7 protein-coding genes are annotated in these 22,751 nt (G+C 46.3%); 1 reads left to right on the top strand and 6 read right to left on the bottom strand.

Features of this window, described 5'->3' with window-relative positions; translation table 11 throughout:
- Positions 1 to 43: 43 nt before the first annotated feature.
- From AACU28_RS03885 to AACU28_RS03860, 6 genes are all read right to left on the bottom strand, one after another.
- On the bottom strand, positions 44 to 529 hold the full coding sequence (locus tag AACU28_RS03885; RefSeq protein WP_121602394.1) for a hypothetical protein: 486 nt from the start codon (positions 527 to 529) through the stop codon (positions 44 to 46).
- Between the two features lie 112 nt (positions 530 to 641).
- Entirely contained in the window at positions 642 to 1,196 is a 555-nt protein-coding gene (gene copI, locus AACU28_RS03880) for a copper-resistant cuproprotein CopI (RefSeq protein WP_121602393.1), read from the bottom strand.
- 103 nt (positions 1,197 to 1,299) lie between these two features.
- Entirely contained in the window at positions 1,300 to 4,443 is a 3,144-nt protein-coding gene (locus tag AACU28_RS03875) for an efflux RND transporter permease subunit (RefSeq protein ID WP_121602392.1), read from the bottom strand.
- Entirely contained in the window at positions 4,440 to 6,179 is a 1,740-nt protein-coding gene (locus AACU28_RS03870) for an efflux RND transporter periplasmic adaptor subunit (RefSeq protein ID WP_121602391.1), read from the bottom strand. The genes AACU28_RS03875 and AACU28_RS03870 overlap by 4 nt, the downstream gene beginning before the upstream one ends.
- Before the next feature lie 11 nt (positions 6,180 to 6,190).
- Entirely contained in the window at positions 6,191 to 7,633 is a 1,443-nt protein-coding gene (locus tag AACU28_RS03865; RefSeq protein WP_121602390.1) for a TolC family protein, read from the bottom strand.
- Between the two features lie 99 nt (positions 7,634 to 7,732).
- Positions 7,733 to 8,197, bottom strand: a complete 465-nt coding sequence (locus AACU28_RS03860; RefSeq protein ID WP_017059270.1) for a hypothetical protein — start codon at positions 8,195 to 8,197, stop codon at positions 7,733 to 7,735.
- A gap of 233 nt (positions 8,198 to 8,430) precedes the next feature.
- Between AACU28_RS03860 and AACU28_RS03855 the strand changes: the two genes are divergently transcribed.
- Positions 8,431 to 22,704, top strand: a complete 14,274-nt coding sequence (locus tag AACU28_RS03855; protein ID WP_183091172.1) for a VCBS domain-containing protein — start codon at positions 8,431 to 8,433, stop codon at positions 22,702 to 22,704.
- The last annotated feature ends 47 nt before the right edge of the window (positions 22,705 to 22,751 follow it).

The raw sequence follows: 22,751 nt of genomic DNA, 5'->3' as shown, positions 1-22,751 counted from the left end.
GTGCTGATAGGTTGAAATGAGTTGGTGATGTAACGCCCTCGTATTACTCCCAGAAGTTCCACCACTTTTTGCTGTTTTCTTCACGCTGCTGTTGGCCTTTCTCTGACCCTTTTCCTTCTTCTTTACTCTCTTGTTCCGCTTTCTTGTCTTTCTGCTTTTCTAATCCCGACTTTTCTTCTTCATTATCCATATCATCTTCAAGCTTTTCTTTCTTATCTTTGAGCTTCTCTTTACTCTCTTCGAGGGCTTCTTTCTCGTCTTCCAAATCGTCGAGTTCTTTATCTAGTTTCTGCTTATCTTTTTTGTTCTTACTTTTTTTCGCTTTCTTATTTTTCTCTTCGATCATTGAATCAAGCTGCTTCTCACGATCATCAATTTCGCCTTCAACTTTTTTAGCCTCAGCGAGCGTTTTCACTTCTTCTAAATCGGGCTTACCTTTACCAGCCCACTCAGGTTTAGCAGCAATGCTGTGGGTCGACCACGTTATTAAAGCACCCGTTACTGCAAGTACTAGAACTGTCTTATTCATCCTTAAACTCCTATTCCTATAGTCTTTTAAAGCTAATACCTAACTAGCACTAAAACAAGGTAGCCATACCTAGCACTCATCCCTTTGAACTAGATATGGCTTGTGTATCACCTTATAGCGTTAACGACTTCACCATACCCGCTTCAGCGTGACCAGGAATATTACACGCGAACTCTACGTTATTATCACCATGGAAATGCCACAATAATTGCTTCGCTTTACCCGGCTTAACCGTAACTGTGCTACCCGAGTCATGAGCGTGATTACCCATCTTTTTCATCATTTCTCGATGATCTAACTGCTCTGAGACAGAACCAATCGAGAATTCGTGATCAATCTTGCCTGTGTTCATCACAACGAACTGCACCACGTCGTTCGGCTCAATATCAACCTTGTTCTTAAATGTGATTTTCATATCGTCACTTAGCAGAACATGAACCACTTTATCCGGCTTTGCGCCTGTCGCAGGCATACCCACTTCAGACATGCCTTCCATATTCATCATCGAATGGTCCATCTTTCCACCCTTCATCATGTTGTGATCCATCTTCGAGTGGTCCATTTCTCCACTCTTCATCATCGAATGATCCATATTTAAGTGATCCATTTCAGCAAAAGCCGTTGCAGTGGTCAGTGTTAGAGCGATAGCAATTAGTGTCTTTTTCATGATCGTTCCTTAGATTAATTCTGTTTTTTTGTTAGTTTCACATGTTCATGTGGTGCGCCCTTACTCACTCTGTTTTGGCAAGTAAGGGCTAATAATCAATACGTTATTTTTTTGTCTCGTTTTGGCTATGCGTAATCTCACGCTGTTTCCAAAGCTTAAAGATTGCAGGCAAAACCAGTAGGGTAAGCAACAGTGCAGACGCCATTCCGCCTATCATCGGCGCAGCAATTCGCTGCATCACTTCAGAACCCGTTCCCTCGCCATACATAATTGGAATGAGGCCAATAATCACCGTAAGTACTGTCATCATAACTGGGCGAACACGCAGTCCTGCACCCTCACGAATCGCATCCGTTAAGTCTTCACTCTGAAGTGCTTGCTGGTTCTGCTCCGTATCCAATTTTTTGTAGTGCCATGCTTGATTTAGGTAGACCAACATAATGACGCCTATCTCAACAGCTACCCCGGCAAGGGCGATAAAGCCCACACCCACCGCAATCGAGAAGTTGTAATTGAGGACATGCATCAGCCATAGGCCACCAACCATCGCGAGTGGCAATGTCAGCATAATCATCATCACCTCACCGACACGGCGGAAGCTGAGGTAGAGCAATAACATGATGATGGCGATGGTAATTGGCACAACGACACTTAAACGTTCTTTGGCGCGCTCCATGTATTCGTATTGACCAGACCATGCCAGTGAATATCCGGCAGGCAAGACGATTTGATCGGTAACGACTTTTTGCGCCTCTGCCACATAAGAACCAAGGTCGCGACCTTCGATGTCAACGAACACCCAGCCATTAGGACGCGCGTTCTCCGTCTTAATCATTGGTGGCCCATCTTCATAGCGAATATCCGCGACATCAGACAAAGCAATTCGCGCTCCATTTGGTGTCACTAACGGCAGGTTCTGCAGCTTAACGACAGAATCACGATAGCTTTGTGGGTAACGGACATTGATTGGGTAACGCTCTAGCCCCTCAACGGTTTCGCCCACGTTCATGCCACCAACCGCAGTCGAAATAACCTGTTGCACTTCTTTAATGCTCAAACCATATCGCGCAGCAGAACGACGTTTGATGTCTATCGTCACATAACGACCACCCGCAACACGCTCGGCGTAGACAGAGGCCGTGCCATTGACACCATTCAAGATAGGTTCAAGTTGAGAGCCAATATCCTCAATCACGCTCAGATCTGGGCCGGCGATTTTGATACCAATTGGCGTTTTAATACCGGTCGCCAACATGTCGATACGCGTTTTGATTGGCATGACCCAAGCGTTGGTCAAACCGGGGAATTGAATCAGATCATCAAACTCTTTACGCAGAGACTCCGTAGTGACACCGTCACGCCACTGTTCTCGCGGTTTAAGCTGAATAACCGTTTCAATCATAGTCAGTGGCGCAGGATCGGTTGCTGTCTCTGCTCGGCCAATTTTGCCCCACGTGGTTTCGACTTCTGGAATGGTTTTGATGAGCTTGTTGGTTTGTTGCAACAACTCACGAGCCTTACCTATTGAGATACCCGGATACGTGGTTGGCATGTACATCAAATCCCCTTCGTCCAAAGGAGGGATGAATTCACTACCAAGCTTACTGGTTGGGTAATAAGCAGACGCCATTAAGCCAAGTGCGATAACAATCATCACCTTTGGATATTTTAGGCTGAGATTTAGAAGCGGCTTGTACATCGCCACTAGGCTGCGGTTTACTGGGTTTTTGTGTTCAGGTAGCACGTTGCCACGAATGAAGTAACCCATTAGCACAGGCACAAGCGTGATAGCCAAACCGGCTGCAGCGGCCATTGCATACGTCTTGGTAAACGCAAGTGGCGAGAACATCTTGCCCTCTTGCCCTTCTAGCGCGAACACAGGCACAAAACTCAAGGTAATGATAATCAGAGAGAAGAACAGCGGCGCGCCAACTTCTTCTGCTGCCTTACCAATCACTTGCCAACGGTTTTTGTCAGTGAGCGGAGTCCGTTCAATGTGTTTATGAACGTTCTCAATCATCACTATGGCACCATCCACCATGGCGCCAATCGCAATCGCGATCCCGCCAAGAGACATAATGTTGGCGTTAATACCCTGCCAATGCATAACGATGAATGCGCCTAAGATACCGACAGGCAGACTTAGCGCGATAACCAGTGATGATCGGATATGGAACAAGAACAGCGCACACACGACGGCGACCACGATGAACTCTTCAGCCAGCTTCTTCCAAAGGTTTTCAACGGCTGAATCAATCAAAGTAGAACGGTCATAAGTTGCGACAACCTCGACACCATCAGGTAAGCCAGCTTGCAGTTCAGCGAGCTTGGATTTGACTGAGTCGATCACTTCACTGGCATTTTCACCAAAGCGCATCACGATAACGCCGCCAACCGCTTCTCCTTCACCATTAAGTTCAGAGATACCACGACGCATTTGCGGGCCAAGGTTAATGTCAGCAATGTCACCCAGTAGCAGCGGAGTCCCTTTGTCGGTCACTTTTAGCGGCAGAGATTGAATATCTTCAATGCTTGTCAGGTAACCGGTTGTACGAACCATGTGCTCGGCTTCAGCAATCTCGACAACAGATGCACCGGTTTCTTGATTACCATCTTGGATTGCCTTGTTGACTTGCTGAAGCGTCAGGTCATATGCACGTAACTTGGCAGGATCAATCTGTACTTGATACTGCTTCACCATGCCGCCAACGGTCGCCACTTCAGACACGCCTTCTACGGTTTGCAATTCATACTTCAAGAACCAATCTTGCAAACTACGAAGTTCCGCTAAGTCGTGCTGACTTGTTTTATCTTGCAACACGTAGCTGTAAACCCAGCCCACACCGGTTGCATCTGGTCCTAGTGTTGGCTTGGCACTCGATGGCAAGTTAGGTGCAACTTGGCTTAAGTACTCCAACACTCGTGAACGCGCCCAGTACATATCGGTATCGTCATTGAAGATGATATAGACATAGGAATCACCAAAGAACGAGTAGCCACGAACCGTTTCAGCACCCGGTACAGCTAACATGGCGGTGGTTAATGGATAAGTCACCTGATCCTCGACTACTTGCGGCGCTTGCCCCGGATAACTGGTTTTGATGATCACCTGAACATCTGACAAATCAGGAATGGCATCGACAGGTGTATTTTTAACGCTGTATAAGCCGCCAAATACGATGGCTGCAGTAGCAACCAGCACTAAGAAACGGTTGCTAATAGACCAGCGAATCATTGCATTGATCATAGTTCGCCCTCACCCGTGCTATTCGTCGGTTCGAGAGATTTGAGCACATAATCAGAACCTTGCTTCGCCACTAGAAACCGAATGGTTTGACCCTCGGCAAACTCAGATAAATCAAGGTCATCACTGGCTTGGAAATTCATTTCACCCGCTTTCCAATTCCACTCAGGGACTGGCTGATGTTTTACAGTGATCATGCCAAAATCTGCCATCAACATGGTGATATCACCCGTTACCCAAACTTCGCCGGCGATCTTGTGTTTGTTGACCTTGTAATCAACAACCTCGTACTGCCCTGACTCTGACTTTCTCATCTCAAAATCAATCGCCTTACCACGTTTCACATCACTCATGTCTAAGCCTTCCGCAAAGGTGAAATTCATCACCATACCCGGCCAATCCCATTCAGGAACAGGCTGATGGTTAATCGTCACCATGCGACTGCCTTGTATAACATCGGAAATTTCGCCATTTGCCCACACGGTTTCAGCTTCTTCCTCAACACCATTGATGCGTGACAGATCAGCAGATTGGCTCGATTCAGAATCCAACATGAAGTGCGCAGAAGTGACAATGTTTTCGCCTTGCTCTAGCCCTTGAAGCACCTCTATTTTTTCGCCAGCTTCACGACCAACCTCAATACGAGCAGAACGATACTTGCCAGAACCTTCTGACATCACCACTCGAGTCATACCACCGGAGTGAATCACCGAAGATCTTGGGATAGTAAGAACGGCTTCATCACTAATAGGTTTCAACGCAATATTGGCGAACATATTTGGCTTAAGCTCGCCATTTGGATTGGAGAACTTCAAACGAACGCGCAAGGTTCGAGTTTTTGGGTCAAGGATTGGGTACACGTAATCGACATTACCCAACCACTCTTTGCCGGGAATGGCATCTAGCGTCATCACCGCATTGCTGCCTGACGAGATCCAGTGCGCTTGACGCTCAAACACCTCAGCATCAACCCATACTTCGCCTAATGGGCCAGCACTGATCACCGCTTGTGCAGGTGAAAGGTAACCACCTTCTCGGATATTCAAACTTGCGATGACACCATCGGCTGGCGCTTTGACTTCAATGGTTTGTGAGGCTTTGCCTTTGCGCGTAATAGCGCGGATTTGAGTCTTATCAACACCCAAGGTAATTAAGCGTTCAGTCGAACCCTTGATCAAACCTTTACGACCCGTTTTATAAGCACTGATCAACTCTTCTTGTGCTTTAACAAGGTCTGGAGAATAGAGTGTGAAAAGCACATCACCTTTGTTTACCTTCTCACCCACTGCGTTGATGTAGAGCTTCTCAACCCAACCAGAAACACGCACGTTGGTTTGCCACAATGTACTTTCATCGAACGCCACATAACCCACGGTTTCAATCCGAGGAGACAGCGCTTCGAACTTAACTTTCGCTGTTTTGACACCCAGATTATTTTCTACCGACGAATCAATGAACACGGTACCGGGCTCATCTTTAGCACCACTTGAGTCATCCGCGTAAACAGGGATTAAATCCATCCCCATAGGTGACTGACCCGGCTTGTCTCGCTGATAATTTGGGTCCATCGGAGCCACCCAATACAGAGGTTCATCCTTGGTTTGTTTACTTACTTCGGCGTCAATACTCGTTGCCACTGCTGACATGTTATGTGCTGACCCAACGACAAAGTGATTCACACTAAAACCCAATGCTCCACCGACCAATAAAGCGATAGTCGCTACTTTTACTGTATTCATTGTCTATTCCCTTATTGATTGGCTGTGTGTTTAGTTGCGCTTGAGTTGAGTTGTGGTTGGTTTACTTGGTATTCAAAGCCACTGACTAACGCCGCCAGTTTGCTGTTAACGATATTGAGATCGGTGGTCAAACGTTGTTGCTCTAACTTAAGCGCTAGCTCATCGGTCGTTGCTAAAATGACATCGTTAAACTGAGCGGTATTGTTTTGATAGCCCCTCTCAACCGCGCTGATTCGCGCTGCGGTTTGAGGAAGCAAGGACGTTTGATAGCGATCTAATCGCTGGAACAGATTTGATCTGTCCACCAGCAATGCGTTCACTTGCGCGTTCATTTGGGAAAGTAAGGTGTCTTTTTGAGATTTAGCCGCACCAACTTGATACTGAGCAGCCGATAAGTTTTTATCTTGTCGGTTCCCTGTAAACAGCGGGATGTCGACTGTCAGATAAGCACTCACCAGATCAGAAGCTGGTTCACCCGCCATGTTATTGGCTTGACGGTGTGCATACATCACTTCCACCCCAAATTGTGGGGTATAAGCTTGCTCGGCTAACTCAACCTGAGTTTGATTAGAGGAAATACTGACATCGGAGATCTTAACCAAAGGATGGTCAGTCAGTAGCTGGTAGTGCTTGGTTGAATCGATATTGGTCGCTAATTTGCTTTCCAACAATGACCAATCGATTTGGTTAGTTGCATTCAGTGTGCCCTGAGAATCAAGAACCTGAGAGCCTAGCCAATCAGAACCCAACCATTCAGAAAGCTGAGAGATTAGACGACGCTGAACCTGCTGGTTTGCCTGAAGTTTCTCATCAAGCTTGCTCACTTGGAGCTGAGCATTAAGCAGATCTTGCGCTTCGCTTTTACCAATCGAGTAATTGGTTTGTACATAGTTTTCAAGCTCAACCAACAAACGACGATTTTGACGAATCACCGACTCAGCCTTTTGCTGATAACCTAACTCAAGCCAAAGCTGCGTCATGCTATTCGCAACCGTCAATTCTCTTGCTTGCACCTGCAAAGCTAAAGCATCAGCCTGCTGGCCTGCCTTTTTCTGTTGGAGGTTAAGCGTATCGCCACGCTCAAACTGCTGCATCAGCCCTACCGATATATTAGTCATCGGGTCTTCGTCGAATTGAAAGCTATCGACAGGCAAACCGCCAAATCCAACTTTCAATTTCGGGTCCATTAAGGTCGAGCTGGCAATGCCCGTTTCTCGCATCGCTTGAGACTGAGCAAAGTACTGTTTGCGATTTCCATCTTCGCTTAAAGCAATCTCAATCAGTGTATTGAGTTGCTGCGTCGAGCTTGCTTGGTTATGTGCTGAAATGTGTTGAGCATTTGAAGCTGACGCCGTGGTTGCCGCGAGCGTAGCACTTGAAAACAAGGCTATAGGCAAGGCAGCAGCAACCACTAAGATCGTGTTCGTGACAAACACAGAGGTTGTTGGTTTCATATTCACAATGAATGTCCATATCTAGCGCTAATTAGCGCATAAAAAAGAATGGCTTATCAGATTTATCTAACTGATAGAGCTGTATTTTTAGATATAGATTTATGCGGAAGGTGGGCGTAGCAAAGATTGAGCGCGTGCGACTTTCTGGCCAATCGTGACCGATTGAAAACGAGCTAATGAAAAGGAAAGTTGATCAACGGCTTGAACAGCCTGAATTGGATAGGGACTTGCAGAACACATTGAGGCACAGCAATCGGCACTCGAACAATGGTTACCCATCATCGGACTGCCGTCTTCGCTCATTGAAGACATATCGAATTGAGCCATCAAAGCATGGGCACTCATGTTAGAGTCTTCAGCGTGTACTTCTTCACTCATCACATGACACCCTGCCATTGAATCATTAACCGAAGTATCGCTGTGGTAACAAGCCGACTTGCTCGACCCCATTTCCATCATCATTACTTCAGTCATCAAGGCTGAGGAGCTTGAGGCATAGCTAGACATCAACATCGCAATGATGCTGAAAACAATAATCCAAGTTTTTCGGAATGTGTTTGTCATAGCTTACCTTTGAATTTACAACGCAACTATAAACGTTCCCCTTAGGGTAAGGTCAATGCCATTGTGCCGATATTTACCTGACCGTTGAAAAAGTATTCAGCCTATCTTTCATCAAAATGAGATAATTCTTCGACTTTGCAGTTTTTTCTTTAAAAATTATCCAATTAGCTAGCGAAACCTCTATCTGTGTATTTTACTTAAGATAGTGCAACCACGATTCACGGATGATAAAAATGGCTAACAAAAAAAACGTCGAAGCAAACAAGAAAAATACAGAAATCAAAAATAAGAAAAGTAACAAGCTAGAACAAAAGAAACCAACACAAAAAAAGAAGCGCAGACTGCATTCACATCTAAAAGTGAATATCCCACTTTTTCAGTCACTCATGATGATTTTGCCATCATTGGCTAAACACGCTGCTGCAGAAAGTATAGACAATGCCAGCGACGCTGCAGATCAAGTAACCGCAAATAACGTGACCGAAAAAGATGTCACCGATGACCATAGCAAGGCGGACTCATCAGCGGTTGCTCTCCAAGAAGCTCAGACGAGTGACAGCGACGTAAACTCCACCTTAAGTGCAAGTCATGCCGCCCATGGTTCGAGCTCTCACTTGGTTCCTTCTCATCATTTATCGACGCTTTCTCACCCGCAAGTCCATTACATTCCTTCGGTATCGATGCCGACTATCTCCTCAGGAAGTAACGGTCAGCCGATTCATTCGAATGCGCCTACGACGCCCGCTTTACCCGTCACCTTTATGCCAGAAGTCATAAAAGGTACGTACGGAGAGCTTCATGTTGATGCAAATGGTCAATACACATTCGTATTGAATCCAAATTCTCCTCAATACATCCTGTTAAATCAGCACCAACCAGGTACTGACCATTTTGCGTTACATCTATCTAATGGCTCGAGCATCATTGTCCAGATACCAGTAACAGGTAAGCAAGACACGCCAAGTATTTCTGGAGACTTAACAGGTGTCGTAACAGAAGATCACAATATTGATTCACAAGGCTTGTTACATGCCAACGGCAAAATCGATGTCATAGACCCTGACCAAAATGAAAGTTCGGTTACACCGGAAGTTATCTCAGGTAAATATGGTTCATTAACTATCGGTGCTGATGGACATTGGCAGTATCAAGTTGATAACTCGCTCTCTAATGTTCAAGCTTTAACCGCAGCCACTTCACTGCACGAAAGCTTCACTATTCACACCAAAGACGGCACACCGCAAACCATCGATATGACGATTGGTGGGAACGACGACAACGCCGTTATCACAGGTGTGGATGCAGGCACGTTAACTGAAGATTTAACGACACAAGTTCAAGGGCAGCTTTCGGTAACAGATTCAGATCTTGGAGAAGATCATTTTCAGGCATCACAAGTAACTAGCAATTTCGGTACGCTAAGCATCACCAAAGACGGTGCGTGGACATACAATTTAGACAACAATAACCCAGTAGTTCAAAGACTTGGCCAAGGTTCAACTGCGACAGACATCGTCACTGTTCACTCAGCTGATGGTACAGCGCATCAAGTTATGGTTACGATCAATGGCACCAACGACCATGCAGTAATCACGAGTAGTACAGCAAATTCACCAAGTTCGTTTTTCGCTATCGGGAAAAGTAATGGCTCAAGCCAAGTTACTGAAGATAAAGACCTAACGGTTTCGGGCCAACTCAACATCACCGATATCGACTCAAAAGAGGCGCATTTTTCTAATTCCGACCTCAAGGGGACACTGGGTACTTTACACCTTAAAGACAATGGCGATTGGAGCTACGACCTAGATAATAAAAAACCACAAGTTCAGGCTCTTGGTCAAGGTTCTTCAACAACAGATATCATAACCATCCACTCCGCCGACGGCACTCCTCATCAAATTGTAATTACCGTTAACGGCACCAATGATAAAGCCGTGATAAGCGGAACCAGTGCCGGCGTGGTAACCGAAGAGTCCCAACTTCAGACCTCGGGCATACTGACTGTTACGGATGTGGATACCGGTGAAGCGCACTTCGCTACTTCATCCACAGGAAGTACCGATATTGCAGGCTCGTTTGGTACGCTTCATCTGACCGATACTGGTTCTTGGACGTACGATCTTGATAACACTAACCCGACCGTTCAAGCATTAGGTAAAGGCTCGACAGCTACTGATACCATCACCGTTCATTCTGCTGATGGCACGCCGCATCAAGTGACTATCACAGTAAATGGCACTAATGACGCCGCTACTGTCAGCAGTGCGACCGTCGCCATCGATGAAACCGACAAAGCGGTAACGACATCAGGTACGCTAACCAGTACTGACGTGGATAATACAGATAATACCTTCACGCCGGATTCCGTTGTTGGATCTAATGGTGACCTGACTATTGATGCCAATGGTCATTGGACGTTCACTGCGAACAGTGCGTTTAACCAATTGAATGTCGGCGATAAGGTCGAAGAGACCTTCACGGTGTCGTCTATTGATGGCACACCGTCTACCATCAAGGTGACGATTAACGGGACTAACGACGCCGCTACTGTCAGCAGTGCGACCGTCGCCATCGATGAGACTGACAAAGCAGTAACCACATCAGGAACATTGACCAGTACCGATGTAGACAACCCAGACAATACGTTTACGCCGGATTCTATTTCAGGTACCAACGGTGACCTGACTATTGACACCAATGGTCATTGGGTGTTTACCGCCAACAGCACGTTTAATCAATTGAATGTCGGCGATAAAGTCGAAGAGACCTTCACGGTGTCGTCTATTGATGGCACACCTTCGACCATCAAAGTCACGATTAATGGCACTAACGATGCCGCGACAGTCATTACCGCAACAGTCAGTGTGGATGAGACTGGTAAAGCAGTAACCACATCAGGCACCCTAACCAGTACCGATGTAGACAACCCAGACAACACGTTTGCGCCGGATTCTATTTCAGGCACCAACGGTGACCTGACTATTGATGCCAATGGTCATTGGATGTTCACCGCCAACAGTGCGTTTAATCAACTAAACGTTGGCGATAAAGTCGAAGAGACTTTCACTGTCTCTTCCATCGATGGCACATCATCGACCATAAAAGTGACGATTAACGGTACTAATGACGCAGCTACTGTCAGCAGCGCGACCATTGCCATCGATGAAACTGACAAAGCGGTAACGACATCAGGAACCCTCACCAGTACCGACGTGGATAATCCAGATAATGCGTTCACGCCGGATTCTATTTCAGGCACCAACGGCAACCTCACCATTGGTGCTAATGGCCAATGGACCTTCACCGCCAACAGCGCGTTTAATCAATTAAACGTCGGCGACAAAGTCGAAGAAACCTTTACCGTCACTTCCGTTGATGGCACACCTTCGACCATTAAAGTCACGATCAATGGCACTAACGATGCTGCTACTGTCAGCAGCGCGACCATTGCCATCGATGAAACTGACAAAGCGGTAACGACATCAGGAACCCTAACCAGCACCGATGTTGATAATCCAGATAACACATTTACGCCAGACTCCATTGTTGGAGCTAATGGTGATCTCACTATTGATGCTAATGGTCATTGGGTCTTCACCGCCAACAGCGCGTTTAACCAATTGAATGTCGTCGATAAAGTAGAAGAAACCTTCACTGTATCGTCTGTTGATGGCACACCCTCGACCATCAAAGTGACGATTAATGGCACCAACGATGCAGCGACAGTCAGTACCGCAACAGTCAGTGTGGATGAGACTGATAAAGCGGTAACGACATCAGGAACATTGACTAGTACCGATGTAGACAACCCAGACAATACGTTTACGCCGGATTCGATTGCAGGCACCAACGGTGACCTGACTATTGATGCTAATGGTCATTGGGTATTTACTGCCAACAGCGCGTTTAATCAATTGAATGTCGGCGACAAGATCGAAGAGACCTTCACTGTCTCGTCTATTGATGGCACAGCGTCAACGATCAAAGTGACAATTAATGGCACCAATGATAAAGCGACGGTCAGTACCGCAACGGTCAGTGTGGATGAAACTGACAAAGCGGTAACGACATCAGGTACGCTAACCAGTACTGACGTGGATAACCCAGTCAATACCTTCACACCCGACTCGATTACTGGATCTAACGGCGACCTGACTATTGATGCTAATGGGCATTGGACATTCACAGCCAACAACGCGTTTAACCAATTAAACGTCGGCGATAAAGTCGAAGAGACCTTTACTGTATCGTCTGTTGATGGCACATCCTCGACCATCAAAGTGACGATTAATGGCACTAACGATGTAGCGACAGTCAGTACCGCAACAGTCAGTGTGGATGAGACTGACAAAGCGGTAACCACCTCAGGCACGTTAACCAGTACCGATGTTGATAATCCAGATAACACATTTACGCCAGACTCCATTGTTGGAGCTAATGGCGACCTAACTATTGATGCTAATGGGCATTGGGTGTTCACCGCCAACAGCGCGTTTAATCAGTTAAACGTCGGCGATAAAGTCGAAGAAACCTTCACGGTGTCGTCTATTGATGGCACACCTTCGACCATCAAAATCACTATTAATGGTACCAATGATAAAGCGACAGTCAGTACCGCAACGGTAAGTGTGGACGAGACTGACAAAGCGGTAACTACTTCAGGAACATTGACTAGTACCGACGTGGATAACCCAGATAATGCGTTTACTCCGGATTCTATTGCAGGCACCAATGGCGACCTGACTATTGATGGTAATGGTCATTGGTCGTTCACCGCGAACAGTGCGTTTAATCAATTGAACGTCGGCGATAAAGTCGAAGAGACCTTCACGGTGTCGTCTGTTGATGGCACAACGTCGACCATCAAAGTGACGATTAATGGCACTAACGACAAAGCCACTGTTAGCAGTGCAAGCGTCGCCATCGATGAAACTGACAAAGCTATAACTACCTCAGGAACGTTGACCAGCACCGACGTGGATAACCCTGACAACACATTCACTCCGGTTTCGCTCACAGGAACCCACGGCGGCTTAACCATTGATGCCAACGGGCATTGGGTGTTCACCGCCGGCAGTGCGTTTAATCAGTTAAATATCGGCGACAAGATCGAAGAGACCTTCACGGTGTCATCCATCGATGGCACACCGTCGACCATAAAAGTGACGATCAATGGCACCAATGATAAAGCTACTGTCAGCAGTGCGACCGTCGCCATCGACGAGACTGACAAAGCGGTGACAACCTCAGGCACCCTAACCAGTATCGACGTCGATAACCCAGATAACGCATTCACACCGGATTCGATTACTGGCACCAACGGCAACCTCACCATTGGTGCCACTGGCCACTGGGCATTCACTGCCAACAGCGCATTTAATCAATTGAACGTCGGCGATAAGGTCGAAGAGACCTTCACGGTGTCGTCTATTGATGGCACACCGTCCACTATCAAGGTGACAATTAACGGGACTAACGACGCCGCTACTGTCAGCAGCGCAACCGTTGCCATCGATGAAACTGACAAAGCGGTAACGACATCAGGAACATTGACCAGTATCGATGTTGATAATCCAGATAACGCATTTACGCCAGAATCCATTATTGGATCTAATGGTGATCTCGCCATTGATGCCAATGGCCACTGGGTATTCACCGCCAACAGCGCGTTTAATCAACTAAACGTTGGTGACAAAGTCGAAGAAACCTTTACGGTGTCGTCTGTTGATGGCACACCGTCGACCATCAAGGTAACGATTAACGGTACTAACGACACCGCTACTGTCAGCAGTGCGACCGTCGCCATCGATGAAACCGACAAAGCAGTAACGACATCAGGAACATTGACCAGTACCGATGTAGACAACCCAGACAATACGTTTACGCCGGATTCTATTTCAGGCACCAACGGTGACCTGACTATTGATGCCAATGGTCATTGGGCCTTTACAGCCAACAGCGCGTTTAATCAATTGAACGTCGGCGATAAGGTCGAAGAGACCTTCACTGTCTCATCTGTTGATGGCACACCTTCGACCATCAAAATCACTATTAATGGTACCAATGACAAAGCCGTGATAAGCGGAACAAGTGCCGGCGTGGTAACCGAAGAATCTCAGCTTAAAACCTCTGGCTCACTGACTGTGACTGATGTTGATGCCGGTCAAGCACACTTCTCCAATACCGATATTGCTGGGACTTTAGGCACCTTACACCTCACTAATTCAGGGACATGGACTTACGACTTAGATAACACCAACCCAACCGTTCAAGCGCTAGGTAAAGGAACAACCGCTACCGATACCATTACTGTTCATTCTGCTGACGGCACACCACATCAAATTACTATTACGGTTAATGGTACTAACGACAAGGCCATCATTGGCGGGACAAACTCTGGTACAGTGACTGAAGAATCTCAACTTCAGACGTCAGGTACACTGACCGTCACTGACGTAGATACTGGTGAAGCACACTTCTCCAACACTGATATTGCAGGCACATTAGGCACTTTACATTTAACTGATAACGGCACTTGGACTTACGATTTAGATAATACGAATCCACAAGTTCAAGCCTTAGGTAAAGGCGCGACAGCGACTGATACTATTACTGTCAACTCAGCAGATGGTACGCCGCATCAAATTACCATTACGGTGAATGGGACTAATGATACGGCTGTAATTGGTGGGACTTCTGCAGGCGCAGTGACCGAAGAAACGCAGTTACAAACCTCAGGCTCGCTGACTATTACAGATACCGATACCGGTGAAGCACACTTCTCAAATACAGATATTAAAGGCTCGCTTGGGACATTGCATTTAACCGATGCTGGGCAGTGGACTTACGATTTAGATAACACAAACCCAACGGTGCAAGCCCTAGGTAAAGGCGCTGCAACAACCGATACCATTACAGTTACTTCAGCAGATGGTACAACTCACCAAGTGACCATTGCCGTTAATGGAACTAATGACAAGGCTGTTATTACTGGCACAAATACGGGAGCAGTTACCGAAGATCAAGATTTAACAAATCAGTTGAATGTTCACCCAAACTACATGCTTACACAAGGCAAGCTATTCATTACCGATGTAGATACGAATGAAGCTACATTTCCGATGCAATCTGGCATTGTTGGCGACCACGGGATCGGCTCATTTACACTTATACCAAGTGGCATTTGGCTATTTTCCGCAGATTCAAAACAAGCGGCTGTTCAGGCTTTAGGTGTTGGTGAAACTTTAACAGAGTCGACAACAATAACCTCGGTTGATGGCACACAGAAAACTATTTTGGTAACCATCAATGGTACCAATGATGCACCTGTTATCACCCCTGTTGCGACGCAAACGGTAACCGAGGATGGCAGTAAAACCATTACCTTCCATGCAACGGATATTGATACGACGGATACGTTGACCCCGAGTGTGTCAGCGACACACGGTAGTGCCTCGCTGAATGCGCAAGGTGAAATCGTGTTTACGCCTGATGCTAATTACAATGGTCCTGCTATAGTTGTTCTTTCAGTGACTGATGGGCATACGACAACCAGTCAAACTATCAATGTTGATGTAACACCGGCAAACGATGCGCCTGTTATTAATTCGATTGTGCCAGTGAACGCCACTGAAGATGGTGCAGTAGTCACAGGTCAACTCACCTCAACGGATATTGATGCGGGTGATACTGCAACCTTCACAACCACATCAACACAGGGTGGATTTACACTCAATGCAGATGGTAGCTACAACCTAGACCCAACAGATGCAAGCTTCCAACACCTTAAAGCAGGTGAGATAAGCACGTTCACTATCCCTGTTACCGTGACCGATTCTGCAGGTGCAACAGATACTAAAGATTTAGTGATTACGGTGACGGGCACGAATGATACGCCGGTCATTAGTGGTGTCGATACGGGGACATTAAAAGAAGATGTGAGCGCTAATCCTCAGAGTAATGAACTGACTGCGACAGGTAAGTTAGATATTGTCGATATAGATACAGGTGAAGGTAGTTTTGTATCCCATGGATTTAACAAAACGGCCCTACAAGGTCATTATGGTAAATTGGAGATCAGTCAAGATGGGAGCTGGAGTTACTCTGCCGATAATTCTCAAACAGCGATTCAATCCTTAGGCGAAGGTGAGCAGTTAACAGATACAATTAAAGTGACTTCGAAAGACGGTACAACGCATGATGTCGTGGTAACCATCAATGGCACTAATGATAAAGCCGTGATTGGCGGATCTAATACTGGCGCAGTAACAGAAGAATCTCAACTTCAGACCTCAGGCACACTGACTGTCACCGATGTCGATACAGGCGAAGCACACTTTGCGAATACTGATATCCAAGGCACCTTAGGTACATTACATCTAACAGATAATGGCGCTTGGACGTACGACTTAGATAACACTAACCCAGCAGTTCAAGCGTTAGGTAATGGCGCAACCGCTACTGATACCATTACCGTTCATTCAGCCGATGGCACACCTCATCAAGTCACCATTACGGTGAACGGCACTAATGATAATGCTGTGGTAGGTGGAGTAGATACTGCAAGTGTCACTGAGAAAGCGGCTGGAGATAATATGTCACCAGATCATGCTCAATCGGGTATGGCGACACTTCGAGTTAGTACACTAAACGCTAATGGACATTTATCTGTGATTGATCCTGACTCTGGTCAGTCTGGCTTTGCTGATAATAATGTGGGGTATAACTATCACGGTACATATGGTGACTTAATTTTAAATCCAAATGGCGATTGGAATTACTATGCCGATGCTGGAAGTCTCACTCACATTGGTGGAAGGCCCACGACCAGAGGCTCCGCTATCGATAAGTTAGGTGAGGGTGAAACACTCACAGACACTATCACCGTTCACACAAAAGATGGAACACCACATAATATAGTCATCACTATCAATGGTAGTAACGACAGGCCTTATTGCTCTTCAGAAGTACAACTCAACGCAGGTACTGAAGATACGAGACAAACCATTACAGCTGCACAACTGTTACAAAATTCAATAGATGTCGATAAAAATGACTCTGGACTGCTTACAGTAGCAAACCTTCATCCAGATCACGGCTCGATTTTAGATAACCAAAATGGTATATACACTTTCACACCAGAAAAAGACTATAACGGTAAAGTTCATTTCACCTATGATGTCAAAGATGCACATGGCGGTGTCACTCATACTGGAGCTACCAGCAGTTTAAGTGCAGTTGCTGATAAAGCGGTTATAAGCGGTAGTGATACCGGAACGATTATTGAAGATCATAATGTGGGTCACAGTTCATTACAGCCTGTCGTTGCATCGGGTTTGCTGAGTGTGACAGATCCTGATGCAGGGCAAGACCATTTTCAGGTCAATCTGTTATTAGGAGAACAGGCGATTCACGATCCCTTTGGTGGTTTTTTACGCATTACACCAAGTGGCGCTTGGGGATATGAAGTAGCCAATAGTCGCTTGCAATCATTAGCTGAAGGTGAAGTAGAAAAAGTTGTATATCGTGTTTACTCTGCAGACCACACTGCCCACGATATAACAATAACGGTGACAGGCACCAATGATAAGCCAACCATCACTGCGACGACACTGGCACATGGCACTGAAGATACACACTACCAAATACAAGCCAGTCAGTTTGGATTCAGTGATATCGACACAGGCGATACGTTACATTCCATAGCAATCACAGATCTACCATCAGCAACACAAGGTAAGTTTGTGCTTGATGGACACGATGTTACAACGGGACAACACATCCCTACAGCTGACATCAGTAAGCTTCAGTTCGTTCCTGCGCAAGATTTTAATGGCGATGTTCAGTTTAAATATACTGTTAACGATGGGCATACCGACTCTGCAGAGGCTACCAACACACTTCATATTGATGCGGTGGGAGATAAAGCCGTTATATCAGGTGTGGATACTGGCGATGTTTATGAAAACAGAAACCCTGATATGTCGCCAGACTTTGCCCAGTCAGGTATGGCGCATTTAACTAATAGTATGATTCATGTTGAGGGGCAACTAACAATCATCGATCCAGATACCGGCGAGAATAGTTTTGATTCTAAAGGTATTGGTTATACCTATCATGGAAAATATGGCCATTTGATTCTTAATACAGATGGTAAATGGTTTTATGGTGTTGCGACCGGCACTGCTGATGTAAATGGTGGATTAACAACAAATGTAGGATCGACGATTGATCAACTTGGTGCAAATGAGACACTCACTGATACGATAACGATACAAAGTAAAGACGGTACTACTCATGATATTGTTATCACCATTCATGGCGACAACGACCGTCCATACTGCTCTTCAGAAGTGCAGCTCAACAGCGGTAAAGAAGACCTCGCGCAAACCATCACGGCCACCGAACTCTTAGCAAACACTATAGACGTGGATAGCAACGACCTAGGCAAACTCACCGTTGCGAATCTTCACGCTGATCATGGTTCTATTCTAGATAATCAAGACGGAACATACACTTTTACCCCAACCAAAGACTATAACGGCCAAGTTCATTTTAGCTATGACGTCACAGATGCGCATGGCGGAACGACTCATACAGGAGCAAACACGTCTCTTGCTGCTGTTAATGATGCCGCCACATTTGCCGGTGACTCCAGTAGCATAAAAGAAGATACAAACATTCACCACAACGCGCATATCACGGGGTCAGCAACTATTCCAGATGCCCTTTCTTGCCATGGTCACCTGATTGTTTCTGACGCTGATGGTCATGGCGAAGCTGCATTAGATCTTAAGGGGCAACCGAAAATATCTCTGGATGGAACCTATGGTCATTTCGACATCACTAGTACTGGGACATGGGTTTATAAAGCAGACAACAAGAGTACGCCGATTCAAGACTTAGACAATGGACAAACACTCACAGATAGCATTGAAGTCACATCAAAAGACGGTACCAAGCATTCAATTACCGTCACTATTAACGGGACCACCGATGATCCTGTTCTACACAGCCTCAGTGATTCTGGTGTTCAACATAGTGGTCCAGTTGAAGGGAATCTACTTACTGGCTCTGGGACGGATCAAGGATTGAGTGGTGCAGCAACAGACACCGATTCCAACGCACATCTGGTGTTGCAAGATATTCAAATAAAAGACCCGGTGTCAGGTTATGTCGCGGTAAGGCCGGGGCAACCACATACTATGGCCGGTATCGGTACACTCGCGATCGAAGCGAATGGTCATTATACCTTCACCCCGGAAGCTGGCTTTACAGGTAAAGTGCCAAGTATGGTTTATCGAGTCGGCGATGATGGTGGTAACCCAATAGGAGACTCTTCTCAAAACTCTCTCTCTATTGAAGTCACCCCTCCTCTACAACATGCGCCAACGGTGACAGGGCAAACCGTTTCTACAAATGAAGACATCACCAGAACCATTACGACCAGTGAATTTGGTTACAGTGATCAAGATGGCGATGCGTTACAGTTCGTGACTATTAGCAGCATACCGAGTCATGGATTATTACTTCTAAACGGTAACGCCGTAACCGCCAACCAGCAAATCAGCAAGGCTGACTTAGACGCAGGCCATTTAACTTTCACGCCGAACAATAATGAAAACGGCGCCAACTATGCGCAATTTACATTTACTGCGAATGATGGCCATAAAAATTCGGCAGGCGCAACGATGGTAGTGGATGTCAATGCAGTCAATGATGCACCTATCGTTGGATCGAGTTTTATTAGTTCTTTAGAAGATAAACCTCATGCGTTCACCACCGCAGACTTTAAATATTCTGATATTGATGGAGATGCGTTAAACCACATCACGATTACCAATGTCGCCCATGGCGTGTTATCGCTGAATGGCACCACAGTGAATGTTGGTGATAACGTCAGCGCCTCCGACGTTTCATCACTCATCTTCACCCCAACTCACAACTACTTTAGTTCTGGTGTCAGCGGATTAGGGGCGGTGCAATTTACCGCAAACGATGGTCATCTTGATTCAAAAGAAGGGTCAATACTCATTAATATAGCGAGTGTCGCTGACCCAGCAACATTCAGTGGAGACTCCACAGGAGTGGCAAAAGAAGACATAACACTTCAAGCTTCAGGTACGTTGACGGCGAGTGACCCTGATGGAACAGCAGGGTTTACCGCGGTACAGGGTGGAGCTGGAATAGCCGGAAGCAAAGGCTATGGGCACGCTCATATCGATGTAAATGGTCACTGGACTTACGACCTTGACAACAACCATCCTATAGTTCAACAGCTTGGCGAAGGTCAGACAGACACTGAAACCATCACGGTTCAATCTGCAGATGGCACGCACCATGATATCGTGGTTACCATTACCGGCACCAATGACGCACCGATTCTCGGCGTTAACCAAACATCATCAACAGCAGGTACATTAACAGAGACAGATGTAGACGTTAATGACACTCATACCTTCTCTATTGTCAGTTCAACAGGGCAATTCGGTTCATTGTCGGTAGATCCAAACACTGGTGACTACATCTACACACCAAATACGTCTATCACAGGAATGAGTTATAACTCTGCCACCAACTCCTATCATGGTGTCGATGTATTCGAAGTAAAAGTCAGTGACGGCCATACTGAAGATTCGAAATTCATCACCTTTGATGCCTCGGGACATGTCACCATGTCACCAACGGGTAGCTTAGTCACCTCGACGACTGTTCCGCACCAACCTGTGGTAACTGCGACGCAACCAACCTTGCCTTCAGGCACTAACGTCGCGCCAACGAACACCGTTACTCTGGATCTCGCGTCAACAAGCGATTCAGGTTCATCGCAAACTGACAACCTGACCAACGACACTACCCCAACGATTACCGGACACACTGATATTCCATTCTCGAAAGTCACGATTTACGATGGTTCCACACCCGTTGGACACTCGGTATCTGATGCCTCTGGCCAATATAGTGTTGCCGTAAGCAGCTTATCGGAGGGTGATCATAATCTATCCGCCAAAGCATTGGCTCCTTCGTCAGTGCTACCGGCTACATCTTCGCTTCTTTCCGTCCATATAGATACACAAGTACACGTCGGTATTCAAACAGACCCAATTACCGCCGACAATGTGATTAATGCTCAAGAATCCAACAGCTCCATTGACATCACCGGATCCGTTTCTGGCGATTATAATGCAGGCGACATTGTGACTTTAGATGTAAATGGGACACAGCATACTGGCGTGGTCGATGCAAAAGGACACTATTCAATTGCCGTACCTGGCAGTGAACTCATTGCCGATGCTGACCAAAAAATAGAGGCATCAGTAGCGGTAACAGATACCGCAGGTAATAGCGCTCATGCCACTGCAGATGTTACTTACCAAGTCGATACACAGGTTAGCGTTCCTACGATTACCTTTGAAAACGCAGGGGCAGACAACTTATACAGCAAAGCTGAAATCGCCCGAGGACAAGCAAACACGATCACAGCAACCGTTACGCCTCCTGGTGATGCCAAAATCGGTGAGCATCTTGTCGTTAACGGTCAGGATCATGTATTAGATGCTCATACTCTACAGCACGGAATACAAATTGAAGTTCATCCGGGTTCTAATGTACAAGCAACAATGACTGACGAACACGGTAATACCGCAGGTAGCCAAGGTTTTGCTGCAAGCGCTATTCCTGAACCAATTATTGTCAGACCACCATCGGGAAGCCACCAAGTGTCTGGCACTCTTGGAATACCACCACTGTTACCATCTTTAACTCCGGTACCAACAGCACAAAGCGGTTGGAGAATCCATTTACCTAATGGACAATATGTCACCAGCCACCACGGGCAATATGGAACATTAACCATTGACCCTCAAACCGGCCACTTACATTACCAAGAGCAAGCTCAGGTTCATACGGGCCCACATGGCAGCGCTTCAGGTATCGGTCAACATGAAGATAAATTTGAAGTAGCATTGCAAGGGTCAAATCAAGATGAAGTGGTCGCCCATGTGAATATCCAGATACTCAGTCATGGGCCAGGAAATAGTGGAAAGCTGACAGTTGGAACTGAAGTGGTTGATATGACAATCACTCCTTTAGTCCATACATCGCACCCTGCTCCACCGCCACCGCCTCCTGTTCAACATGACGAGCCAGACATGGCTTCGCAAGCCGACTTTACGGTCACTCTAAGCGATGATAGTAATCTGGATTTAACCCAGCAGACCCATCAAGAACCCGATCAGAAAACCAGCCACCATGGTGCAGCCGCTTATCTGGATGCATTGGGCATAAAACCCGATGCGACATCGACAACGGTTCACGATCAACCTGCGGATATGGATATCGTACTTGCACAAGTCGACCAACAAGATACAACAACACATGACCAAGCGCACTTGGATATGTCAGACGCGTTGGAACACCATGACGCGAACATCAACCATAACCAAGATGATGAGCACCATCACCACAACGATATCGATGGGTTACCGGACATTGATCCAAATAGTTAACCGATAACGAGACCAAACAGAAGGGAGCACATGATGTGCTCCCTTTT

This window comes from Vibrio sp. SBT000027 (assembly GCF_963894355.1).
Taxonomy (GTDB): Bacteria; Pseudomonadota; Gammaproteobacteria; order Enterobacterales; family Vibrionaceae; genus Vibrio; species Vibrio splendidus.
The sequence above is the reverse complement of the archived record's forward strand: the minus strand, read 5'-3'. Positions and strand labels throughout refer to the sequence as shown.